At 68.6% G+C, this 17873-nt stretch carries 16 protein-coding genes and 2 pseudogenes; 11 read left to right on the top strand and 7 right to left on the bottom strand.

All coding sequences use genetic code 11. The features are described from left to right. Window positions 1-29 precede the first annotated feature (29 nt). The 6 genes from SF06_RS14315 (at window position 30) to SF06_RS14290 (ending at window position 6033) form a co-directional block, all read left to right on the top strand. The gene (locus SF06_RS14315; RefSeq protein WP_027591878.1) at window positions 30-986 is read left to right on the top strand and encodes a TAXI family TRAP transporter solute-binding subunit; all 957 of its coding nucleotides are present in this window, start codon (window positions 30-32) and stop codon (window positions 984-986) included. Window positions 987-1087: 101 nt separating this feature from the next. Next, window positions 1088-3112 carry a TRAP transporter permease gene (locus tag SF06_RS14310; RefSeq protein WP_039562236.1) on the top strand — a complete coding sequence of 675 codons (2025 nt, stop codon included), beginning with the start codon at window positions 1088-1090 and terminating at the stop codon, window positions 3110-3112. Then, the gene (locus tag SF06_RS14305; RefSeq protein WP_027591880.1) at window positions 3109-3492 is read left to right on the top strand and encodes a DUF1850 domain-containing protein; all 384 of its coding nucleotides are present in this window, start codon (window positions 3109-3111) and stop codon (window positions 3490-3492) included. The genes SF06_RS14310 and SF06_RS14305 overlap by 4 nt, the downstream gene beginning before the upstream one ends. A 65-nt stretch (window positions 3493-3557) precedes the next feature. Continuing rightward, window positions 3558-4091 carry a DUF3617 domain-containing protein gene (locus tag SF06_RS14300; protein WP_039562235.1) on the top strand — a complete coding sequence of 178 codons (534 nt, stop codon included), beginning with the start codon at window positions 3558-3560 and terminating at the stop codon, window positions 4089-4091. A 31-nt stretch (window positions 4092-4122) separates the two neighbouring features. Next, window positions 4123-5085, top strand: a complete 963-nt coding sequence (locus tag SF06_RS14295; protein ID WP_039562234.1) for a CobW family GTP-binding protein — start codon at window positions 4123-4125, stop codon at window positions 5083-5085. A 66-nt stretch (window positions 5086-5151) separates the two neighbouring features. Continuing rightward, a complete protein-coding gene (locus tag SF06_RS14290) occupies window positions 5152-6033 on the top strand; it encodes an alpha/beta fold hydrolase (RefSeq protein ID WP_039562233.1) in 882 nt (293 codons plus the stop codon). 130 nt (window positions 6034-6163) lie between these two features. On the opposite strand, the gene SF06_RS14285 is transcribed toward SF06_RS14290, so the two are convergent. Then, entirely contained in the window at window positions 6164-6559 is a 396-nt protein-coding gene (locus SF06_RS14285) for a DUF3301 domain-containing protein (protein ID WP_037009314.1), read from the bottom strand. Window positions 6560-6696: 137 nt separating this feature from the next. On the opposite strand from SF06_RS14285, the gene pdxY reads away from it, so the two are divergent. The 3 genes from pdxY (at window position 6697) to SF06_RS17855 (ending at window position 9010) form a co-directional block, all read left to right on the top strand. Then, the gene (pdxY, locus tag SF06_RS14280; RefSeq protein WP_027591117.1) at window positions 6697-7563 is read left to right on the top strand and encodes a pyridoxal kinase PdxY; all 867 of its coding nucleotides are present in this window, start codon (window positions 6697-6699) and stop codon (window positions 7561-7563) included. 72 nt (window positions 7564-7635) lie between these two features. Continuing rightward, entirely contained in the window at window positions 7636-8454 is an 819-nt protein-coding gene (locus SF06_RS14275) for an N-acetylmuramoyl-L-alanine amidase (RefSeq protein WP_052199832.1), read from the top strand. Between the two features lie 391 nt (window positions 8455-8845). Continuing rightward, window positions 8846-9010 carry a DUF1328 domain-containing protein gene (locus SF06_RS17855; RefSeq protein WP_027591118.1) on the top strand — a complete coding sequence of 55 codons (165 nt, stop codon included), beginning with the start codon at window positions 8846-8848 and terminating at the stop codon, window positions 9008-9010. A 22-nt stretch (window positions 9011-9032) separates the two neighbouring features. On the opposite strand, the gene wrbA is transcribed toward SF06_RS17855, so the two are convergent. Continuing rightward, window positions 9033-9629: an NAD(P)H:quinone oxidoreductase gene (gene wrbA / locus SF06_RS14265; RefSeq protein WP_027591119.1), complete on the bottom strand. Its 597-nt coding sequence runs from the start codon at window positions 9627-9629 to the stop codon at window positions 9033-9035. Between the two features lie 96 nt (window positions 9630-9725). On the opposite strand from wrbA, the gene SF06_RS14260 reads away from it, so the two are divergent. Further along, complete coding sequence (locus SF06_RS14260) at window positions 9726-10955, top strand: nucleoside recognition domain-containing protein (protein ID WP_039562231.1); 1230 nt, start codon at window positions 9726-9728, stop codon at window positions 10953-10955. Here SF06_RS14260 and SF06_RS14255 read toward each other — a convergent pair. The 5 genes and pseudogenes from SF06_RS14255 to SF06_RS14245 form a co-directional block, all read right to left on the bottom strand. Beyond that, entirely contained in the window at window positions 10937-12049 is a 1113-nt protein-coding gene (locus SF06_RS14255; protein WP_437123624.1) for a methyl-accepting chemotaxis protein, read from the bottom strand. The genes SF06_RS14260 and SF06_RS14255 overlap by 19 nt on opposite strands. Before the next feature lie 159 nt (window positions 12050-12208). Continuing rightward, a pseudogene (locus SF06_RS19065) lies at window positions 12209-12538 on the bottom strand (PAS domain-containing protein); the annotation flags it as partial. A 128-nt stretch (window positions 12539-12666) separates the two neighbouring features. Then, entirely contained in the window at window positions 12667-13806 is a 1140-nt protein-coding gene (locus SF06_RS14250; protein ID WP_437123623.1) for a methyl-accepting chemotaxis protein, read from the bottom strand. 147 nt (window positions 13807-13953) lie between these two features. Then, a pseudogene (locus SF06_RS19060) lies at window positions 13954-14283 on the bottom strand (PAS domain-containing protein); the annotation flags it as partial. Between the two features lie 82 nt (window positions 14284-14365). Then, complete coding sequence (locus SF06_RS14245) at window positions 14366-16582, bottom strand: putative bifunctional diguanylate cyclase/phosphodiesterase (RefSeq protein ID WP_039562224.1); 2217 nt, start codon at window positions 16580-16582, stop codon at window positions 14366-14368. Between the two features lie 249 nt (window positions 16583-16831). Here SF06_RS14245 and SF06_RS14240 point away from each other — a divergent pair, with 249 nt between their 5' ends. After that, on the top strand, window positions 16832-17800 hold the full coding sequence (locus tag SF06_RS14240) for a TAXI family TRAP transporter solute-binding subunit (RefSeq protein ID WP_039562223.1): 969 nt from the start codon (window positions 16832-16834) through the stop codon (window positions 17798-17800). Window positions 17801-17873: the final 73 nt, after the last annotated feature.

The raw sequence follows: 17873 nt of genomic DNA, 5'->3' as shown, positions 1-17873 counted from the left end.
TCTGCCCATAAAAAAAGGAGTTGCAATCCATGCGCATGAGCAAACGCTTCGGCCTGTTCGCGGCCGCTGTCGCCTTCACTGCCAGCACCGCGGCTGTCGCCGCACCCACCTTCATCAACGTACTTACCGGTGGCACCAGCGGTGTGTACTACCCGATCGGCGTGGCCCTGTCCCAGCTGTACGGCAACGGCATCGACGGCGCCCGCACCTCGGTGCAGGCCACCAAGGCCTCGGTGGAAAACCTCAACCTGCTGCAGGCCGGTCGCGGTGAGCTGGCCTTCTCGCTGGGCGACTCGGTGGACGACGCCTGGAAGGGCAATGCCGACGCCGGTTTCAAGGCGCCGCTCAACAAGCTGCGCGCCATCGCCTCCATCTACCCGAACTACATCCAGGTGGTGGCCAGCAAGGAATCCGGCATCAAGACCCTGGCTGACCTGAAGGGCAAGCGTGTCTCCGTCGGGGCGCCCAAGTCGGGCACCGAGCTGAACGCCCGCGCCATCTTCAAGGCCGCCGGCCTGAGCTACGAAGACCTGGGCCGCGTGGAATTCCTGCCCTACGCCGAGTCGGTCGAGCTGATCAAGAACCGTCAGCTGGACGCCACCCTGCAGTCCTCCGGCCTGGGCATGGCGGCCATCCGTGACCTGGCGGCGATGATGCCGACCACCTTCGTGGAAATCCCCAAGGACGTGGTCGAGAAGATTGGCAGCCCGGTGTACCAGGCGCGCCCGATCCCGGCCGGCACCTATGACGGCCAGGACAAGGACGTAATGACCGCCTCGATCACCAACATGCTGGTGACCCACGAGAACGTCTCCGAGGAAGTCGCCTACCAGATGACCAAGCTGGCCTTCGAGAACCTGGAGCGCCTGGGCAACGCCCACTCCGCGGCCAAGGGCATCACCCTGGAAAACGCGGTCAAGGGTCTGCCGATTCCGCTGCACCCGGGTGCCGAGCGCTACTACCGTGAAGTCGGTGTGCTGAAGTAAGCGCGTCCCCGGCGCGCGTTGCGCCCGCCATCCCAGTCCCCCGGCAGCCGCCGGGGGACTGGTCGTCCCATTAGATTCCACGCCGTCTCCGGGAGTTTTCCATGAGCGAGCAACAAGGGCTGAACGTCAGCCCCAGCCAGTGGCCGAAGACGTTGTTCTATGTCGCCCTGCTGTTTTCCGCCTACCAGATCATCACCGCCGCCTTCCACCCGGTGTCCACCCAGGTGCTGCGTTCCGGCCACGTGGCCTTCCTGCTGCTGCTGATCTTCCTGTCCTACCCGGCACGTGGCGCCAGCCGCCCCTGGCAACCGCTGGCCTGGCTGCTCGGCCTGGCGGGCATGGCCACGGCGTTCTACCAGTGGCATTTCGAGGCCGACCTGATTCAGCGTTCCGGTGACCTGACTCCTGCCGACATGGCCGTCGGCGTGTTGCTCATCGTGCTGGTGTTCGAGGCCGCGCGGCGTGTGATGGGTATCGCCCTGCCGCTGATCTGCACGCTGTTCCTGGCCTACGGTCTGTTCGGCCAGTACCTGCCGGGCGACCTGGCCCACCGCGGCTACGGCGTCGACCAGATCGTCAACCAGTTGTCCTTCGGCACCGAAGGCCTCTACGGCACGCCGACCTATGTGTCGGCCACTTACATTTTCCTGTTCATCCTGTTCGGCGCCTTCCTGGAGCAGGCCGGGATGATCAAGCTGTTCACCGACTTCGCCATGGGCATGTTCGGCCACAAGACCGGCGGTCCGGCCAAGGTCTCGGTGGCGTCCTCGGCGCTGATGGGCACCATCACCGGCTCCGGGGTGGCCAACGTGGTGACCACCGGCCAGTTCACCATCCCGCTGATGAAACGCTTCGGCTACAAGCCGGCCTTTGCCGGCGCGGTGGAAGCCACGGCCAGCATGGGCAGCCAGATCATGCCGCCGGTGATGGGCGCGGTCGCCTTCATCATGGCCGAGACCATCAACGTGCCCTACGTGGAGGTGGCCAAGGCCGCGCTGCTGCCGGCGCTGCTGTACTTCGGCGCGGTGTTCTGGATGGTCCACCTGGAAGCCAAGCGCGCCGGCCTCAAGGGCCTGCCCAAGGACGAATGTCCGAGCGCGCTGGACGCGGTCAAGCAGCGCTGGTACCTGCTGATTCCGCTGGTGGTGCTGGTCTACCTGCTGTTCTCCGGCTTCACGCCGATGTTCTCCGGTACCGTCGGCCTGGCGCTGACCGCCATCGTCATCCTCGGCTCGGCCCTGATCCTGCGGGTCTCGTCCAACACGCTGCGCATCCTGTTCTGGATCGCCCTGGGCATCGCCTGCGCCGGCTTCTTCAAGCTCGGCATCGGCGTGGTGTTCGGGGTGATCGCCGCGCTGGTGGCGGCCTGCTGGTTCGTCAAGGGCGGCCGGGAAACCCTGCGCACCTGCGTTCACGCGCTGGCCGAAGGCGCGCGTCACGCGGTGCCGGTGGGTATCGCCTGCGCCCTGGTCGGGGTGATCATCGGCGTGGTGTCGCTGACCGGTATCGCCACCACCTTCGCCGGCTACATCCTGGCGATCGGGCAGAACAACCTGTTCCTGTCGCTGGTGCTGACCATGATCACCTGCCTGGTGCTGGGCATGGGCATCCCGACCATTCCCAACTACATCATCACCAGCTCCATCGCCGCTCCGGCGCTGCTCGACCTGGGCGTGCCGCTGATCGTCTCGCACATGTTCGTGTTCTATTTCGGGCTGATGGCCGACCTGACCCCGCCGGTGGCGCTGGCCTGCTTCGCGGCCGCGCCGATTGCCCGGGCCAGCGGCTTCAAGATCAGCCTGTGGGCGGTGCGCATCGCTGCCGCCGGCTTCGTGGTGCCCTTCATGGCGGTCTATGACCCGGCGCTGATGATGCAGGGCGACAGCCTGGCAGCGATTATCTACATGTTCGTCAAGGGCGCCTTCGCCATTGGCCTGTGGAGCTTCGCCGTGGTGGGCTTCATCAGCCGGCCGCTGGCCTGGTGGGAACGGCTGATCGCGTTCGCCGCCGGCGTCTCGCTGGTGCTGGCGCTGCCGATCAGCGATCAGCTGGGCTTCGGCCTCGGCATCCTGCTGGTCGCCCAGCACCTGTGGCGCGCGCGCCGGGCGCAGCCGATCGCCGCATGATCGGTCTGTGCCTGGGACTGGCCGGGGTGGTGTGGGCAGAAGTGCCCACCACCGAGTTCACCCTGGCCTGGACCCACACCATCGAGAAGATCCGCTGGGAAGAGGATTACCGCGTCACGCCGCAGGGCTTGCGGCTCGACGCGGCGCGCATCCGCGGCACCGGCGCCGGCATGGAAGTGCCGGACGGTGCCGTGCTGCGTGACGGCAGCTGGCAGTACCATCCGCAGCTGCCGGTCTTGCCGCAGCTGCGCCTGGGGCGCACCCCCGAGGCCGGCGACTACCAGCTGTGCCAGGCCGGCGCCTGCCGGCCGCTGGCCGACTGGCTCGGCCCGCCGCGCCACGAGCGTCCCGCGGTCGAAGTCTGGCCCTGCGGACAGTAGGGCTCCCTGGCACCTGCCGGTGGCTGGACTAGGCTTTGCGGCATCCATCACGCAAGGATCGCCGCATGCCCCCTTCGCTTCGCCTGCCGTTGGCAGGTGCACTGTTGTGCTCATCGCTGACCGCGCAGGCCATGGAGCTGCTGCCGGGGCTGTGGGAGTTCACCCCGCGCAACCTGGAGGTCGACGGCCAGTCGTTGCCCGACCTGGACCGCCTGCTGGTGGGTTTGGAGCACCTCTCCGGCGTGCAGCGCGAGCAGCTGCTGGACCAGTTGGCCCGCCAGGGCGTGCAGCTGGCCGGGCGCGCGGTGCAGCTGTGCCTGGACGAGGCCCGGCTGCGCACCACCGACTTCGTGCTGCCCCAGGGATCTGGCTGCCGCCCGCAGCTGACCTCGCGCGGCGAGCGGCTGTGGCGCTTCGCCTTCGACTGCCGCGATGCCCAGGGTGAGGGTGAAACGCAGTTCCTCAGCGAGCGCGAGTTCGTCACCCGCCTCGACGGACGTTTTGCGCTGCACACCACCCGACCCGGCCATGGCCGCCTGGAATCCCATGCCCGCTGGCTCGGCGCGGATTGCGGGAGCCTGGCGCCACGGGACGGCTGACGTCCGCCGCGCGAAGGCGCACCATAGCGCCATGCTCGAACAGATCCCCACCCATGTGATTGCCGGCCCGCTGGGCGCCGGCAAGACCAGCCTGCTGCGCCAGTTGCTCGCCCAGAAGCCGGTCGAGGAACGCTGGGCGCTGCTGATCAACGAATTCGGCGCCATCGGCCTGGATGCCGCCTTGCTGGAAACCGGCGAAGACGGCATCGCCCTGGCCGAGGTGGCCGGCGGCTGTGTGTGCTGCGTCAGCGGTGCGCCGTTCCAGGTCGGTCTGGCGCGCTTGCTGCGCCGCAGTCGGCCGCAGCGGCTGTTCATCGAACCGTCCGGCCTCGGCCATCCGGCCGAGCTGCTGCGCCAGTTGGCGGCGGCACCCTGGCGCGGCGTGCTGCACCTGCAGCCGCTGGTGCTGGTGCTGGATGCCGCCGCACTGTCCACCGGCGCGGCGCTGCCGGACAGCCAGGCGGCGGTGCTCGAGCAGGCCGGGTTGCTGGTCCTGAACAAGGCGCAAGCCCTCTCGGCCGCCCAGCGTGAGGCGCTGGCGGCGCGCTGGCCGGCCACGCCGCTGCGCTGGACCGAGCAGGGGCAGATCGCCCTGGCCGAGTTGCCGACCACGCCGCTGCCGGAAACGCCGGCTGCCGCCTGGCCGGATGCCGCCCCGGCGCCGGCCGGCGCGCTGTGGCGCGATCCAGCGCAGCCGCTGTGCGAGGTTCGCGACGCACAGGAGGGCTGGAGCATCGGCTGGCGCTGGCACCCGAGCCAGCGCTTCGATCTGCCGCGACTGTGCACGCAACTGGCCAGCCTGCCGTGGCGACGCGCCAAGCTGGTGATGCAGGGCGAGCAGGGGTGGTTCGCCGCCAATGCCCTGGACGGTGCCGAACTGATCCTGCGGCCGAGTGCCTGGCGGCGGGATTCGCGGCTCGAGCTGATCTTCGCCCAGGCGCAGGATTCACAGCGGCTGAACGCTCTGTTCCAAGACTGTCGATTCACCGGATGAGCGGCTGCCGCTAAGATGCCAGGCCGCGTTTCGCGGCCCCGTTCATCTCAGCAGTAGAGACCGCTTATGAATCTGCAACCCTGGGCCCACACCTGTTCCGCCGGCTTTACCCTGCGCGGCTGGCACAGCGCGCCGTCCGGCAAGCCCCTGCTGCACTTCCTGCACGGCAACGGTTTCTGCGGCCGCGCCTACGAGCCCCTGCTGCGCCACCTGGCCGAGCAGTTCGACCTATGGATCAGTGACGCCCAGGGGCACGGCGACAGCGACCACGGCGGGCGCTTCGTGGGCTGGAACCGCAGCGCCGAGCTGGCGGTGGAGGCCTTCGAGGCCGGTCGTGCAGCGTTCGGCGAGGTGCCGCGCTTTGCCCTGGGCCACAGCTTCGGCGGCGTGCTCAGCAGCCTGATCCTGGCCCGCCAGCCGGCGCTGTTCCAGCGCGCCGTGCTGCTCGATCCGGTGCTGTTCACGCCGAACATGCTGCGCCTCAAGCAGGTCCTCGGCGCGCTGGGCCTCTACGATCGCCTCAACGACAAGGCCAAGCGCGCCCGCGCGCGGCGCAACCACTGGGCGGACGCCGACGAGGCGCGCAGCCGCCTGCGCGGGCGCGGCATCTTCAAGAACTGGGATGAGTCGGCGCTGATCGCCTATGTGGACAACGCCATGAAGCCGCACCCCGAGGGTGGCCTGCAGCTCAAGTGTCATCCCACCCGCGAAGCCGAAATATTCAGTACGGCGCCCAAGGGACTGTGGCGCGCGCTGCGCCAGGTGCGCACGCCCAGCACGCTGATCTACGGCCAGGACAGCTACCCGTTCGTACTCGACTCGGCGCGCCGCTGGCCGCGCCTCAATCCCCAGGTGCAGGCCCGGGCGGTGGAGGGTGGTCACTGCTTCATGCAGGAGCGCCCGCAGGCGACGGCGCGGCTGGTGCAGGATTACCTGCTGGGCCACTGAAGGCGACCTGGCGGGCGCTGTCCAGCGGTGGCCAACGCGAGGCGTTGACCACCCTGCGGGGCGGTGTCGTTCGTCGGGCGGTCAGCGCTGTTCTGGCCGCCGGTTCGTGCAACCCCACAAGGTTCGCTGCTCAGCGCGAGCGCTCGCGCTTCCATTGCTCCAGATGGATGACCTGGCCCTGGCTGGCACGCGGTGCCTCCGGCGTCTGCTCGTGGACGGTGCCGGGCTCCTCGGCGGCGCGCGGGCAGGGGTAGGGGTCGAGCTGGATGCCGCCGGGGTACAGGCCGAACATGCGAATGCTGCCGCGATGGCGCTGCTCGCCGGTGACGGTGAATTCGAAGGCGTACTGACGGGCCAGACGGCGGCGGCCGTTGGCATCCGGCAGCCATTTCAGCCCCTGCAGGGCCACGGTGTCGTCGAGCAGCTGCAGATCATGGCGCGTGCAATGCTGCTTCACCGCGTGCAGCGCCCGCTCGCGCACGCCATGGGCATGCCAGAGCCAGGCGGCGGCCGTGCCGGCGCACATCAGCAGGAAGATCGAGGCGAGGGACACGGGGCGGGCTCCGGCAGGGAAGTCGCGCCAGCTTACCGCAAGCAGCACCGCGTTTGCGCTGGCACGGTTTTGCGCGATACTGCGCCGCCTCGATTTCCAGGACCCCCTCGATGAAACGCACGCCCCACCTGCTGGCCATCCAGTCCCATGTCGTGTTCGGTCATGCCGGCAACAGTGCGGCGGTGTTTCCCATGGCCCGCCTGGGGGTCAATGTCTGGCCGCTCAACACGGTGCAGTTCTCCAACCACACCCAGTACGGCCAGTGGACCGGCGAGGTGCTGGCGCCCGCGCTGATTCCGCAACTGGTGGCCGGCATCGCCAACATCGGCGAGCTGGGCAACTGCGACGCCGTGCTGTCCGGCTACCTGGGCAGCGCCGACCAGGGCCGGGCGATTCTCGAGGTAGTGCGCCGCATCAAGGCCGCCAACCCGCGCGCGCTGTACCTTTGCGACCCGGTGATGGGGCATCCGCAGAAGGGCTGCATCGTCGCCCCGGAAGTCAGCGATTTCCTGCTCGAGGAGGCGATCGGCGAGGCGGACCTGCTGTGTCCGAACCAGCTGGAGCTGGACAGCTTCCTCGGCCGCCGGGCGGACTCCCTGGCCGATTGCGTGGCGATGGCCCGCGCCCTGCTGGCGCGCGGCCCGCGTGTGGTGCTGGTCAAGCACCTGGACTACCCCGGCAAGTGCGCCGAGGACTTCGAGATGCTGCTGGTCACTGCCCAGGACGCCTGGCTGCTGCGCCGGCCGCTGCTGGCCTTCCCACGTCAGCCGGTGGGTGTGGGCGATCTGACCTCCGGTCTGTTCCTGGCGCGCCTGCTGCTGGGCGACGAGCCGCTGCAGGCCTTCGAATTCTGCGCTGCCGCCGTGCACGAGGTATTGCTGGAAACCCAGGCCTGCGGCAGCTATGAACTGCAACTGGTGCGCGCGCAGGACCGTCTGGCCCAGCCGCGCGTGCGCTTCCCGGCACATCGGCTATAACCGTTGGGCGGGCCCGCGACGGCCCGCCAGGCCTGCACCGCGACGGCGGGCAAGGCGATACGGAGCGGCGACATGAAGGCAATCCTCGTCCTGGCGTTGCTGGTGCTGGCCGGCTGCGGTGGGCTGCGCATCGACACCAGCCAGAGCTCCGTGGCCCAAAGCAGCCGGGTGCAGTACATCGTGCTGCACTACACCTCCACCGACCTGCCGCGTTCCCTCGAACTGCTGACCCGGGGTGAGGTCAGCGCCCACTACCTGATTGGTGCCGAGCCGCCTGCCGTATACCGCCTGGTGGATGAACAGCGGCGCGCCTGGCATGCCGGTGACAGCGAGTGGCAGGGCCGCACCTGGCTGAACGCCAGCACGCTGGGCATCGAACTGGTCAACCCGGGCTATGAGGAGGACGCCGATGGCAACCGCCACTGGCATCCCTATCCGCGCGCGCAGATCGACGTGCTGATCCGCCTGCTCAAGGAACTGGTGGCGCGCCACGAGCTGCCGCCGGGCAGCATTGTCGGTCACAGTGATATCGCCCCGCAGCGCAAGGTGGACCCCGGCCCGCTGTTCCCCTGGTATCGCCTGGCTGCCGAAGGCCTGATCGCCTGGCCGGACGACGCCCAGGTGGGTATCCGCCAGCGCCTGTTCGCCGCCGTCGGCCTGCCACCCCCTGCCTGGTACCAGCAGCGGCTGGCGACCCTGGGCTATCGCGTGCCCCGGCATGGCGAGCTGGACGAGGCGACCCTCAAGGTGCTGGCCGCCTTCCAGATGAAATACCGACCCTCGCGCCATGACGGCGTTCCGGATGCGGAAACCGCAGCCCTGCTGCAGGTGCTGGCCCCAGCTGCCCAGGTACCCGGTGTGGAAGCGCCTGAGGCCGAGGAGGCCATGTAAGGCGACCGCCCGACAGGCTGTGCCGGCGTCGCGGTGTGGGCGGGCTACGCTCACAGGCGTGGCGGGTGGGCGTATTGGCTGCTCCCGCGTCAGGCGAGGTGTGTGAAGTGATGCATGACCACAAGAAGTGTTCGCCGGGGACTGCTCTGCTGGTGATGGCGATGCTGGGCATCCTGCAAGGCTCTGGTGACGCGCATAAGGACGCCGGGCATCCGTCGGCCTCGGGGGCACATCCGGACGCAGCGGCGGTCCATCCAACAGACACCCGGCAGGCCCGTCAGCAGACACTGCCGGTAGGTCGGCCGGCCAGGCTGGAACGGTCGCAGCCGCCGAGCTGGGTGTTCTAGCGGCCTTGAGTCGCCCACCATCGGGTCAACACGAGGAATACGCCATGCTGAGCTGGGCCATTACCTTCCTGATCATCGCCATCATCGCCGGGGTACTCGGCTTTGGCGGCATCGCCGGGACGGCCACCGGGATCGCCAAGATCCTGTTCATCATCTTCCTGGTGCTGTTCGTCGCTTCCTTCCTGTTCGGACGCTTCCGGGGGCCGTGAGCGTCCGAACCTCAGCGACGGGTCAGGTAAAGCGCACGGCCAGCCGGGCCACGTGCTCACCCTGGAAGCGCGCCAGTGCCAGTTCCTTGCTGCTCGGTTGGCGTGAGCCGTCCGCGGCGGCAATCGTGGCGGCGCCGTAGGGTGAGCCGCCACGCAGTTCGCTGATGTCGTTGAGCTCGGGCGCGCTGTAGGGCAGGCCGACGATGAGCATTCCGTGGTGCGCCAGGGTGTGCCAGAAGGAGGTGATGGTGGTCTCCGAACCACCGCCGGTGCCGGTGGACGTAAACACGCTGGCCAGCTTGCCGATCAGGCTGCCCTTCACCCACAGGCCGCCGGTCTGGTCGAGGAAATTGCGCATCTGCGCGGTCATGTTGCCGAAGCGGGTCGGGCTGCCGAACAGGATGGCGTCGTAGTCGGCCAGCTCCTGGGGCGTGGCCAGCGGCGCCGCCTGGTCGAGCTTGGCGCCCGCCTTGCGGGCGATGTCCTCGGGCATGGTTTCCGGCACGCGCTTGAGCGTCACCTCGACCCCCGACACGCTGCGCGCGCCTTCGGCCACCGCCTCGGCCATCTGTTCGACATGGCCATACATCGAGTAATAGACGACAAGAATCTTCTTCATGGTGTCGCTCTCCACGGTTGGGCCTTGTCAGCGTAGATGACCGACCGGGAGTGCCTCCGTATCATCCCGGCCATTCATCCTTCGAGGGATCGCACGATGCTCAATGGCCTGTGGCTGGGCTTCTTCGTCATCGCCGGCCTGGCGGCGCTGGTGCGCTGGCTGGTGGGGGGCGACCCGGCGGTGTTCGCCGCCATGGTGCAGGGCCTGTTCGACATGGCGCGGCTGTCGGTCGAGGTGATGGTCGTGCTGTTCGGCACCCTGACCCTGTGGCTGGGCTTCCTGCGCATCGCCGAGAAGGCCGGCCTGGTGGACGGCCTGGGTCGTCTGCTCGGACCGCTGTTCGCCCGGTTGATGCCCGAGGTGCCGCGCGGTCATCCGGCGCTGGGTTTCATCACCTTGAACTTCGCCGCCAACGGCCTGGGCCTGGACAATGCCGCCACGCCCATCGGCCTCAAGGCCATGCGCGCGCTGCAGGAACTCAACCCGAGCAGCACCACGGCCAGCAATGCGCAGATCCTGTTCCTGGTGCTCAACGCCTCGTCACTGACCCTGCTGCCGGTGTCGATCTTCATGTACCGGGTGCAGCAGGGCGCTGCTGACCCAACGCTGGTGTTCCTGCCGATCCTGCTGGCCACCAGCGCCTCGACGCTGGCCGGCCTGCTCTCGGTGGCACTGATGCAGCGCCTGCGCCTGTGGGACCCGGTGGTGCTCGCCTACCTGCTGCCGGGCGCGCTGCTGCTCGGCGGCTTCATGGCGCTTCTGGCCACCCTGAGCGCCACGGCGCTGGCCGCGCTGTCCTCGCTGCTCGGCAACCTGACGCTGTTCGGCATCATCCTGCTGTTTCTGCTGGTGGGCGCGCTGAAGCGCGTGGCGGTCTACGAGAGTTTCGTGGAGGGCGCCCGCGAAGGCTTCGATGTGGCCAAAAGCCTGTTGCCCTATCTGGTCGCCATGCTTTGCGCCATCGGCGTGCTGCGCGCTTCCGGCGCGCTGGAATTCGGCCTGGACGGCATCCGCTGGCTGGTCGACTGGGCCGGCTGGGACAACCGCTTCGTCGACGCCCTGCCCACCGCGCTGGTCAAGCCGTTCTCCGGCAGCGCGGCGCGGGCCATGCTGATCGAAACCATGCAGACCCACGGCGTGGACAGCTTTCCCGCGCTGCTGGCCGCCACCGTGCAGGGCAGCACGGAAACCACCTTCTACGTGCTGGCGGTGTATTTCGGCGCGGTGGGCATCCAGCGCGCCCGCCACGCGGTGGGCTGCGCGCTGCTCGCCGACCTGGCCGGGGTGCTGGCGGCGATCGGCGTCTGCTACTGGTTCTTCGCCTGAGGCAGGCGCCGGTCCCAGAACTGGCGGGCCAGCAGGCGCAGCCGGTCGGCCTGGCCGCCGACTTCCAGGGCGGCTTCGCGGCTGGCCTGGCTGTGGCCGACGTTGTCGATGTGGCCGTCGCGGATGGCTTCCATGCTCTGGAAGATCACGCCGCAGGCGGCCGACTGCTCCTCCACGGCGCGGGCGATCTGCGCGCTCATCTCGGTGATCGCGGTGACCCGCTCATGCACGTCGAGCAGCGCCTGGCTGGCCAGGGCGGCCTGGGTTTCGCTGCGTTCGGCCTGCGCCTGGCTGTCGTGCATTGCCGTGGCGGCGGTCTCGATCTGCTCCTGCAGGGCACCGAGGATGTCGCGGATCTGCCGGGTGGAGTCCTGGGTGCGGATCGCCAGGTTGCGCACCTCGTCGGCGACCACCGCGAAGCCGCGCCCGGCCTCGCCGGCGCGGGCCGCCTCGATCGCCGCGTTGAGCGCCAGCAGGTTGGTCTGCTCGGCGATGGTGGCGATCACCTCGATCACCGAGGTGATGCGGCTGCTGTGTGCCTGCAGGCCGAGCACCCGTTCGGCGGTCTGCTCGATCTGTCCGGCCAGCGCGGCGATGGCCTGGGCGGTGGCGCCGACCTGCTCCTTGCCGACCTGCGCCGCGTGGTCGCCGAGCGTGGCGGATTCGGCGCTGTGCTGGGCATTGTCGGCGACCGCCTGCACGCTGCCGTTCAGTTGCTCGATGGCGCTGGCGATGTGCTCGGCTTCGGCCTGCTGCCGGCGGGCACCGCTGTCGCTGCGGCCCACCGTTTCCTGCAACCGTGCGGCTTGTTCGGCCAGCTGGCGCGAGGCGTCGCCCAGCCGGCCGATGATGGCGCCGCTCTCCATGGCCTGCATGCGCAGGGCGAAGGCGACCTCGCCGAACTCGTCGCGCCGGCCGGTGTAGATCCACTGGCTGAGCGGATTGCTGGCGATGCGCCGGGCCTGGCCGAGCAGCGCGCGCCAGGGCGCCAGGCTCAGCCACAGGCTGGCGCCGCGCAGCAGCAGGGCCAGGCCGGCGCAGGCCAGGCCGGCCAGCGGGTCGATGCCCAGGCCCAGCCAGCCGACCAGCAGCACCAGCGCGGCGATCAGCCCGCTCTGCCCGAGCAGATGGCCGAACAGGCCCAGGACCGGGCGACGCAGGGCCGCCGGGCGGCGTCCGGCAGCCAGGTCGGCGTACAGCGTTTGTGCGGCGGCCTCCCATTCGGGGGCCGGCCGGGTGCGGACCGACTGGCATTCCACCACCTGGCCGTTCTCGACGATCGGCGTCACATAGGCGCTGACCCAGTAGTGATCGCCGTTCTTGCAACGGTTCTTGACCAGGCCCATCCACGAGCGGCCCGCCTTGAGGCTCTGCCACAGGTCGGCGAAGGCCGCCTGCGGCATGTCCGGGTGGCGCACGATGTTGTGTGACTGTCCGAGCAGTTCGGCTTCGCTGAAGCCGCTGACCTTGACGAATTCGGGGTTGACCGAGGTGATCACACCCTTGGGCGTGGTGGTGGACAGGATGTTGCTGTCGGCGGCCAGTTCTGTGCGGCGTCCGGTGACGGGAAGATTGAGTTTCATCGCGTGGCTACAGCGCTCGGCACGGCAAGGCGCCAGAAAAGGGAGAGAGGCTGGCTAGATTGCCATTAAAATGACATCGCCGGTAAGCCCATTTTGGCTGCCGGCGATGTCATCGTCATGACAGCCGGTCAGCGCAGGCGGCCCCGGCGGCCCTTGCGCGGCGCGCCGACCCGCTTGTGCCAGAACTGCCGGGCCAGTAGGCGCAACTGCTCGGCCTGGCGGCTGACCGCGGCCGCGGCACGATTGCTGTCGTGGTTGTGCACCGCCTGTTGTTCGCTGGCCTGGTGGATGCCTTCGATGCTGCGGTGGATGGCCTCGCTGGCCACGCCCTGCTGTTCGACCGCGCTGGCGATCTGCCCGTTCAGCGCGGTGATGGCGCTGACCTGGGCGTGGATCTCCGACAGCACCTGCGAGGCCTCGGCGGCCTGGCGTTCGCTCTGGCTCACTTCCTCGCTGCCGGCCTGCATGGCGCGTACCGCGCCGTCGACCTCCGTCTGCAGGCCACCGAGAATGTCCTGGATCTGCTGGGTGGAATCCTGGGTACGGATCGCCAGGTTGCGCACCTCGTCGGCGACCACGGCGAAGCCGCGTCCGGCCTCGCCGGCACGGGCCGCCTCGATGGCGGCGTTCAGCGCCAGCAGGTTGGTCTGTTCGGCAATCGCCTCGATCACGCCGATCACCGAGTTGATGCGCCCGCTGCTGGCCTGCAGGTTCTGCACGGCGGCGACCGCGCGCTGCATCTCGCGGGCCAGGCTGGCGATGCGCCGGCCAGTGGCCTGCACCTGCTCCTCGCCACCGCGTGCGGCGCGGTCGGCGGCGCCGGCGGTGCTCGCACAGTGCTGGGCGCTGCGTGCCACTTCCCGCACGCTGGCCGCCATCTCCTCGATAGCCTGGGCGATCTGCCGGGTTTCCTGCTGCTGGCGCTGGCTGCTGGCGTCGCTGTGCGCCACCGCGCTCTGCAGCTGCTCGGCCTGTTCGGCCAGCTGGCGCGCCGCCTCGGCCAGGCGCCCGACGATGGCGCCGGCTTCCATGGTCTGCATGCGCAGGGCGAAGGCGATTTCGCCGAACTCGTCGCTGCGGCCGCAGTACACCCACTGGCCGACCAGGTTGACGGCCACCCTGCGGGCTTCGTCGAGCAGCTGACGCAGCGGCGCGAGCATGTGCCAGAGCCCCGCGGCGAACACGCCGAGGCCCGCCGCGCCGCCAGCCAGGGCAATGAACGGATCAGCATCCAGCGCCAGGATCGCCAGGCCGAGCGCGGCGCCCACCGCCAGGCCGCACAGGCCGAGCAGGCGGGCGAACAGGCCGGGGCGCCAGCGCAGCGGCTTGGGTGTGCGGCCGGCGCGCAGGGCCGCGTACACCTGTTCGGCGCTGGCCACCCAGGCCGCTTCCGGGCGGATGCGCACCGACTGGTATTCCACCACCTCGCCATCCTCGACGATGGGCGTGACGTAGGCGCTGACCCAGTAGTGGTCGCCGTTCTTGCAGCGGTTCTGCACCATGCCCATCCACGAGCGGCCGCTTTCCAGGGCGCTCCACAGGCTGGCGAAGGCCGCCGGCGGCATGTCCGGATGGCGCACGATGTTGTGCGACTCGCCGAGCAGCTCCGCTTCGCTGAAGCCGCTGATCTTCACGAACTCCGGGTTGACCGAGGTGATGATGCCCTTCAGGTCGGTGGTGGAGAGGATGTTGATGCTCTCGGGAAGCTCGAGGGCCCGCCCGCTGACGGGGAGGTTGATCTTCACGGCCGCCCCCGGGGGCGCGGTTGCCGGTCTGCTGTTGTCACGTTGTGCGTCCTTTCAGTGAGGCTTGATAGCGAGCGTTGCATCAGTTGACCGGCGCGTGCCTCCGGTCGGGTTGCGTCTCGAACAGGCACGCCAGTTGGGCGGCCGGCACCGGGCGGCTGAACAGGAAGCCCTGGGCGTACTGGCAGCCTTCGCGCTGCAGGAACTCCAGATGTTCCTCGCACTCCACCCCCTCGGCGGTGACCGTCAGCCCCAGCGCCTTGCCCAGGCCGATGATGGCGCGGCTGATGGCGAACAGGTCGGGATCGGTATGGGCGCCGAGGATGAAACTCTTGTCGACCTTCAGGCTGTGCAGCGGGAAGCGCTTGAGGTAGCCCAGCGAGCAATAGCCGGTGCCGAAGTCGTCCAGCGCCAGGCGGATGCCCAGGCGGGCGAGGCGGCGCAGGTTGGCGTGCAGTTCCGCGCTGTCCTCCATGAGCACGCCTTCGGTGATCTCCAGCACCAGCGACTCGGGCGCCAGTCCGGTTTCCGCCAGCACGTTCATCACCCGGGCGGCGAAACCGGGCTGTAGGAGCTGGCGGTTGGAGAGGTTGACCGAGCAGCTGAGCAGCGGCTGGCCAGCCAGCTGCCATTCGCGCACCTGACGGCAGGCCTCGCGCAGCACCCAGTCGCCGACCCGGATGATCTCCCCGGACTCCTCGAGCACCGGAACGAAGCTGCCGGGCTCGACCGGCCGGCCGTTCTGCCGCCAGCGCATTAGGGCTTCCACGCCACGCAGCTGCGGGCGGCCTTCGTCGATGCGGTAGATGGGTTGGTAGTAGAGCTCGAATTCGTCGCGGCTGAGCGCTTGGGCCAGGGCGTTTTCCAGTTCCAGGCGATGCTGCGCCGCCGCCTGCAGTTCGCTGCTGTAGCGGGCGTACTGGGCCTTGCCGGCGCTTTTGGCGCGGTACAGCGCCAGATCGGCGGCCTGCAGGGCCTCGCGCACCTGGCCGGGCTGGTTCAGCGGCGCGATGCCGATGCTGGCGCTGACCATCAGCTCGTGGCCGGCTACCTGCAGCGGGTCCTGCAGGGCATCAAGGATGGCCTGGGCGACCCGTTCCGCGTCCTGGTTGGTGCGGATGTTGTGCAGCAGCACGACGAATTCGTCGCCGCCGAAGCGTGCCAGGTGGTCGCCGTGGCGCAGGCAGCGCTGCAGGCGCTGGGCGATCTGGATCAGCACCTGATCGCCGACGCTGTGGCCCAGGCTGTCGTTGATCAGCTTGAAGCGGTCGAGATCGACGAACAGCAGCGCGGCCACCTCCTGTTCGCCGTGCAGTTGCCGCTGTTCCAACTGGTGCAGCAGCTCGTCCAGGCGCGTGCGGTTGGCCAGCCCGGTCAGCGGGTCATGGCGCGCGGCGTGGCGCAGGCGCTGCTCGGCCAGCTTGCGTTCGCTGATATCGGTCTGCGAGCCGGTCAGGCGCAGGCCACCGTTGCGGTCGCGCTCGGCGATGCCGCGTACCAGCACCCAGGCGTAGCCGCCATCGCCGCGGCGGATGCGGTATTCGTGCTGCAGGGTGGCCGTCTCGCCGCGCAGGTGGGTGTCGATGGTCTGGCGCAGGGCGGGCAGATCGTCCGGGTGTACGCGATTGAACCAGCTCTGGCTGCTGTCGGTGAGCGTGTCGCGGGTCAGCCCGAGCATGCTTGCCCAGCGTTCGGACACGTACAGGCGGTCGTACTCCACGTCCCAGTCCCACAGGCCGTCGTTGGCGCCGCGCATGGCGCGGGCGAAGCGCGCCTCGCTGTCTTCCAGCGCCTGGCGCTGGGTGGCGGCGTAGGCGTCCACGGCCATCGAGATGTCGAAGAACACCGCCTTGAGCAGGCTGGCGAACAGCGGCAGGTGCTCGCTGTCGGCGAACAGCTCGGCCAGCAGTCTGTCCAGGTACAGGCGATAGGCGCCCAGGTACCACTTCATCTCCAGGCCGATGCGCTCGTGCACCATGCCCACGCGCAGGCGCTCGTGCACGTAGCGGTAGTCGTAGGGGCCGGCGAACAGGCTGCGGTAGTACTCGCGCTGGCTGCCTTTCAGGCGCCGCAGAGTGTTTTCGTCGCGCAGCAGGCGCGACAGCGGTTCGAAGCCCTGCAGATAGACGTAAAGGCTGTCGACGAAGTCGTCATGGAAGCCGCGCAACGCCTCGGCGTGCTGGTTGAGCCGGGCACCGTCGGCGGGGGTCCAGTCCAGGTAGCGGATGCGCGTATGGATCTCGGCGCGGTCAAGGCCGATGCGCTGGAAAAGCGGCTTGAGTTCCTGCTCTGGACTCATGATGTCCCCGTGGCCGTGCCGGTTCGTTGGCAGCAGAATCCGGTGTTATCTGGCACAAAGCCATCAAGTTAATCAGGGTGAAGAACGGGCCTTTTGATCTGGATCAGCAAACCACAGCGAACCCTTGATAGTCGGTTCGGTCGACTCAGACGGGAATTGCGGCGGCGTTTCGGTATAGAGTTACTCCCGACGACCCGCGCCCCACGAAGGCGGTCGTACCCATGACAATCAGAAGAAGGAGCTAACCCCATGAAAGGCCAATCCTTGGCATGGGCCCTGACGGCCACTCTGGCCACTGCCCTGGGCGGTACCGCCTCGGCACAGGCGCAAGATCGCTATGTCACCATCGGCACCGGTGGCCAGACCGGCGTCTATTACGTCGCGGGCCAGTCGATCTGCCGCTTCGTCAATCGCAACGCCGAAAACCTCAAGTGCAATGCGCCGGCCAGCGGCGGCGGCGTGGCCAACGTCAATGGCCTGCGCAGCGGTGAGTTCAACTTCGGTGTCATGCAGTCCGACCACCAGTACAAGGCCATGCAGGGCCTGGCGCCATTCGAGAAGGAAGGCGCGATGGGCGACCTGCGCGCGGTGTTCTCGCTGCAGAGCGAGGTGTTCACCGTGCTGGCGCGCCGCGACGCCAACATCAAGGGTCTCGACGACCTCAAGGGCAAGCGCGTCAACATCGGCAACCCGGGCTCCGGCCAGCGCGACACGCTGGAAGAGATCATGAAGGTCAAGGGCTGGGACAAGTCGGTGTTCGCCCTGGCCGCCGAGCTCAAGCCGGCCGAGCAGGCCAGCGCGCTGGGCGACAACAACATCGACGCCATGACCTATTTCGTCGGCCACCCCAACGGCGCCATCCAGGAAGCTACCACCACCGTCGACGCGGTGCTGGTGCCGATCACCGGCCCGGAAATCGACACGTTGCTGGCCGAGAAGCACTACTACACCAAGGCCGAGGTGCCCGGCGGCCTGTACAAGGGTAACGACCAGGCCACCCCGTCCATCGGTGGCAAGGCGGTGCTGTCCACCACCAGCAAGGTCGACCCGGAAGTGGTCTACCAGCTGGTCAAGGCCGTGTTCGAGAACATTGACCGCTTCAAACGCCTGCACCCGGCCTTCGCCGATCTCAAGCCGGAAGACATGATCAAGGTCGGTCTGACCGCGCCGCTGCACGAGGGCGCCGAGCGCTACTACAAGGAACGTGGCTGGCTGTAACCGGAAAGCGGAGCTCGCTCCGTTGCTCACTGAAAACCCGCGTGCCGAGGCCGGCAGCGGGTTTTCTTGGTCT

It is taken from the genome of Pseudomonas flexibilis (genome assembly GCF_000802425.1).
GTDB classification, from domain to species: domain Bacteria; phylum Pseudomonadota; class Gammaproteobacteria; order Pseudomonadales; family Pseudomonadaceae; genus Serpens; species Serpens flexibilis.
This window is presented reverse-complemented; position numbering and strand designations above follow the sequence as displayed.

What these genes read in the sequence shown, in the direction of transcription:
- SF06_RS14295 (WP_039562234.1), top strand. Translation starts at nt 4,123, where the DNA reads ATGCTCGAACAGATCCCCACCCATGTGATTGCCGGCCCGCTGGGCGCC.
- wrbA (WP_027591119.1), bottom strand. Translation starts at nt 9,629, where the DNA reads ATGAAGAAGATTCTTGTCGTCTATTACTCGATGTATGGCCATGTCGAA.
- SF06_RS14275 (WP_052199832.1), top strand. Translation starts at nt 7,636, where the DNA reads ATGAAGGCAATCCTCGTCCTGGCGTTGCTGGTGCTGGCCGGCTGCGGT.
- SF06_RS14305 (WP_027591880.1), top strand. Translation starts at nt 3,109, where the DNA reads ATGATCGGTCTGTGCCTGGGACTGGCCGGGGTGGTGTGGGCAGAAGTG.
- SF06_RS14240 (WP_039562223.1), top strand. Translation starts at nt 16,832, where the DNA reads ATGAAAGGCCAATCCTTGGCATGGGCCCTGACGGCCACTCTGGCCACT.
- SF06_RS14300 (WP_039562235.1), top strand. Translation starts at nt 3,558, where the DNA reads ATGCCCCCTTCGCTTCGCCTGCCGTTGGCAGGTGCACTGTTGTGCTCA.
- SF06_RS14245 (WP_039562224.1), bottom strand. Translation starts at nt 16,582, where the DNA reads ATGAGTCCAGAGCAGGAACTCAAGCCGCTTTTCCAGCGCATCGGCCTT.
- pdxY (WP_027591117.1), top strand. Translation starts at nt 6,697, where the DNA reads ATGAAACGCACGCCCCACCTGCTGGCCATCCAGTCCCATGTCGTGTTC.
- SF06_RS17855 (WP_027591118.1), top strand. Translation starts at nt 8,846, where the DNA reads ATGCTGAGCTGGGCCATTACCTTCCTGATCATCGCCATCATCGCCGGG.
- SF06_RS14290 (WP_039562233.1), top strand. Translation starts at nt 5,152, where the DNA reads ATGAATCTGCAACCCTGGGCCCACACCTGTTCCGCCGGCTTTACCCTG.
- SF06_RS14260 (WP_039562231.1), top strand. Translation starts at nt 9,726, where the DNA reads ATGCTCAATGGCCTGTGGCTGGGCTTCTTCGTCATCGCCGGCCTGGCG.
- SF06_RS14315 (WP_027591878.1), top strand. Translation starts at nt 30, where the DNA reads ATGCGCATGAGCAAACGCTTCGGCCTGTTCGCGGCCGCTGTCGCCTTC.
- SF06_RS14285 (WP_037009314.1), bottom strand. Translation starts at nt 6,559, where the DNA reads ATGTGCGCCGGCACGGCCGCCGCCTGGCTCTGGCATGCCCATGGCGTG.
- SF06_RS14310 (WP_039562236.1), top strand. Translation starts at nt 1,088, where the DNA reads ATGAGCGAGCAACAAGGGCTGAACGTCAGCCCCAGCCAGTGGCCGAAG.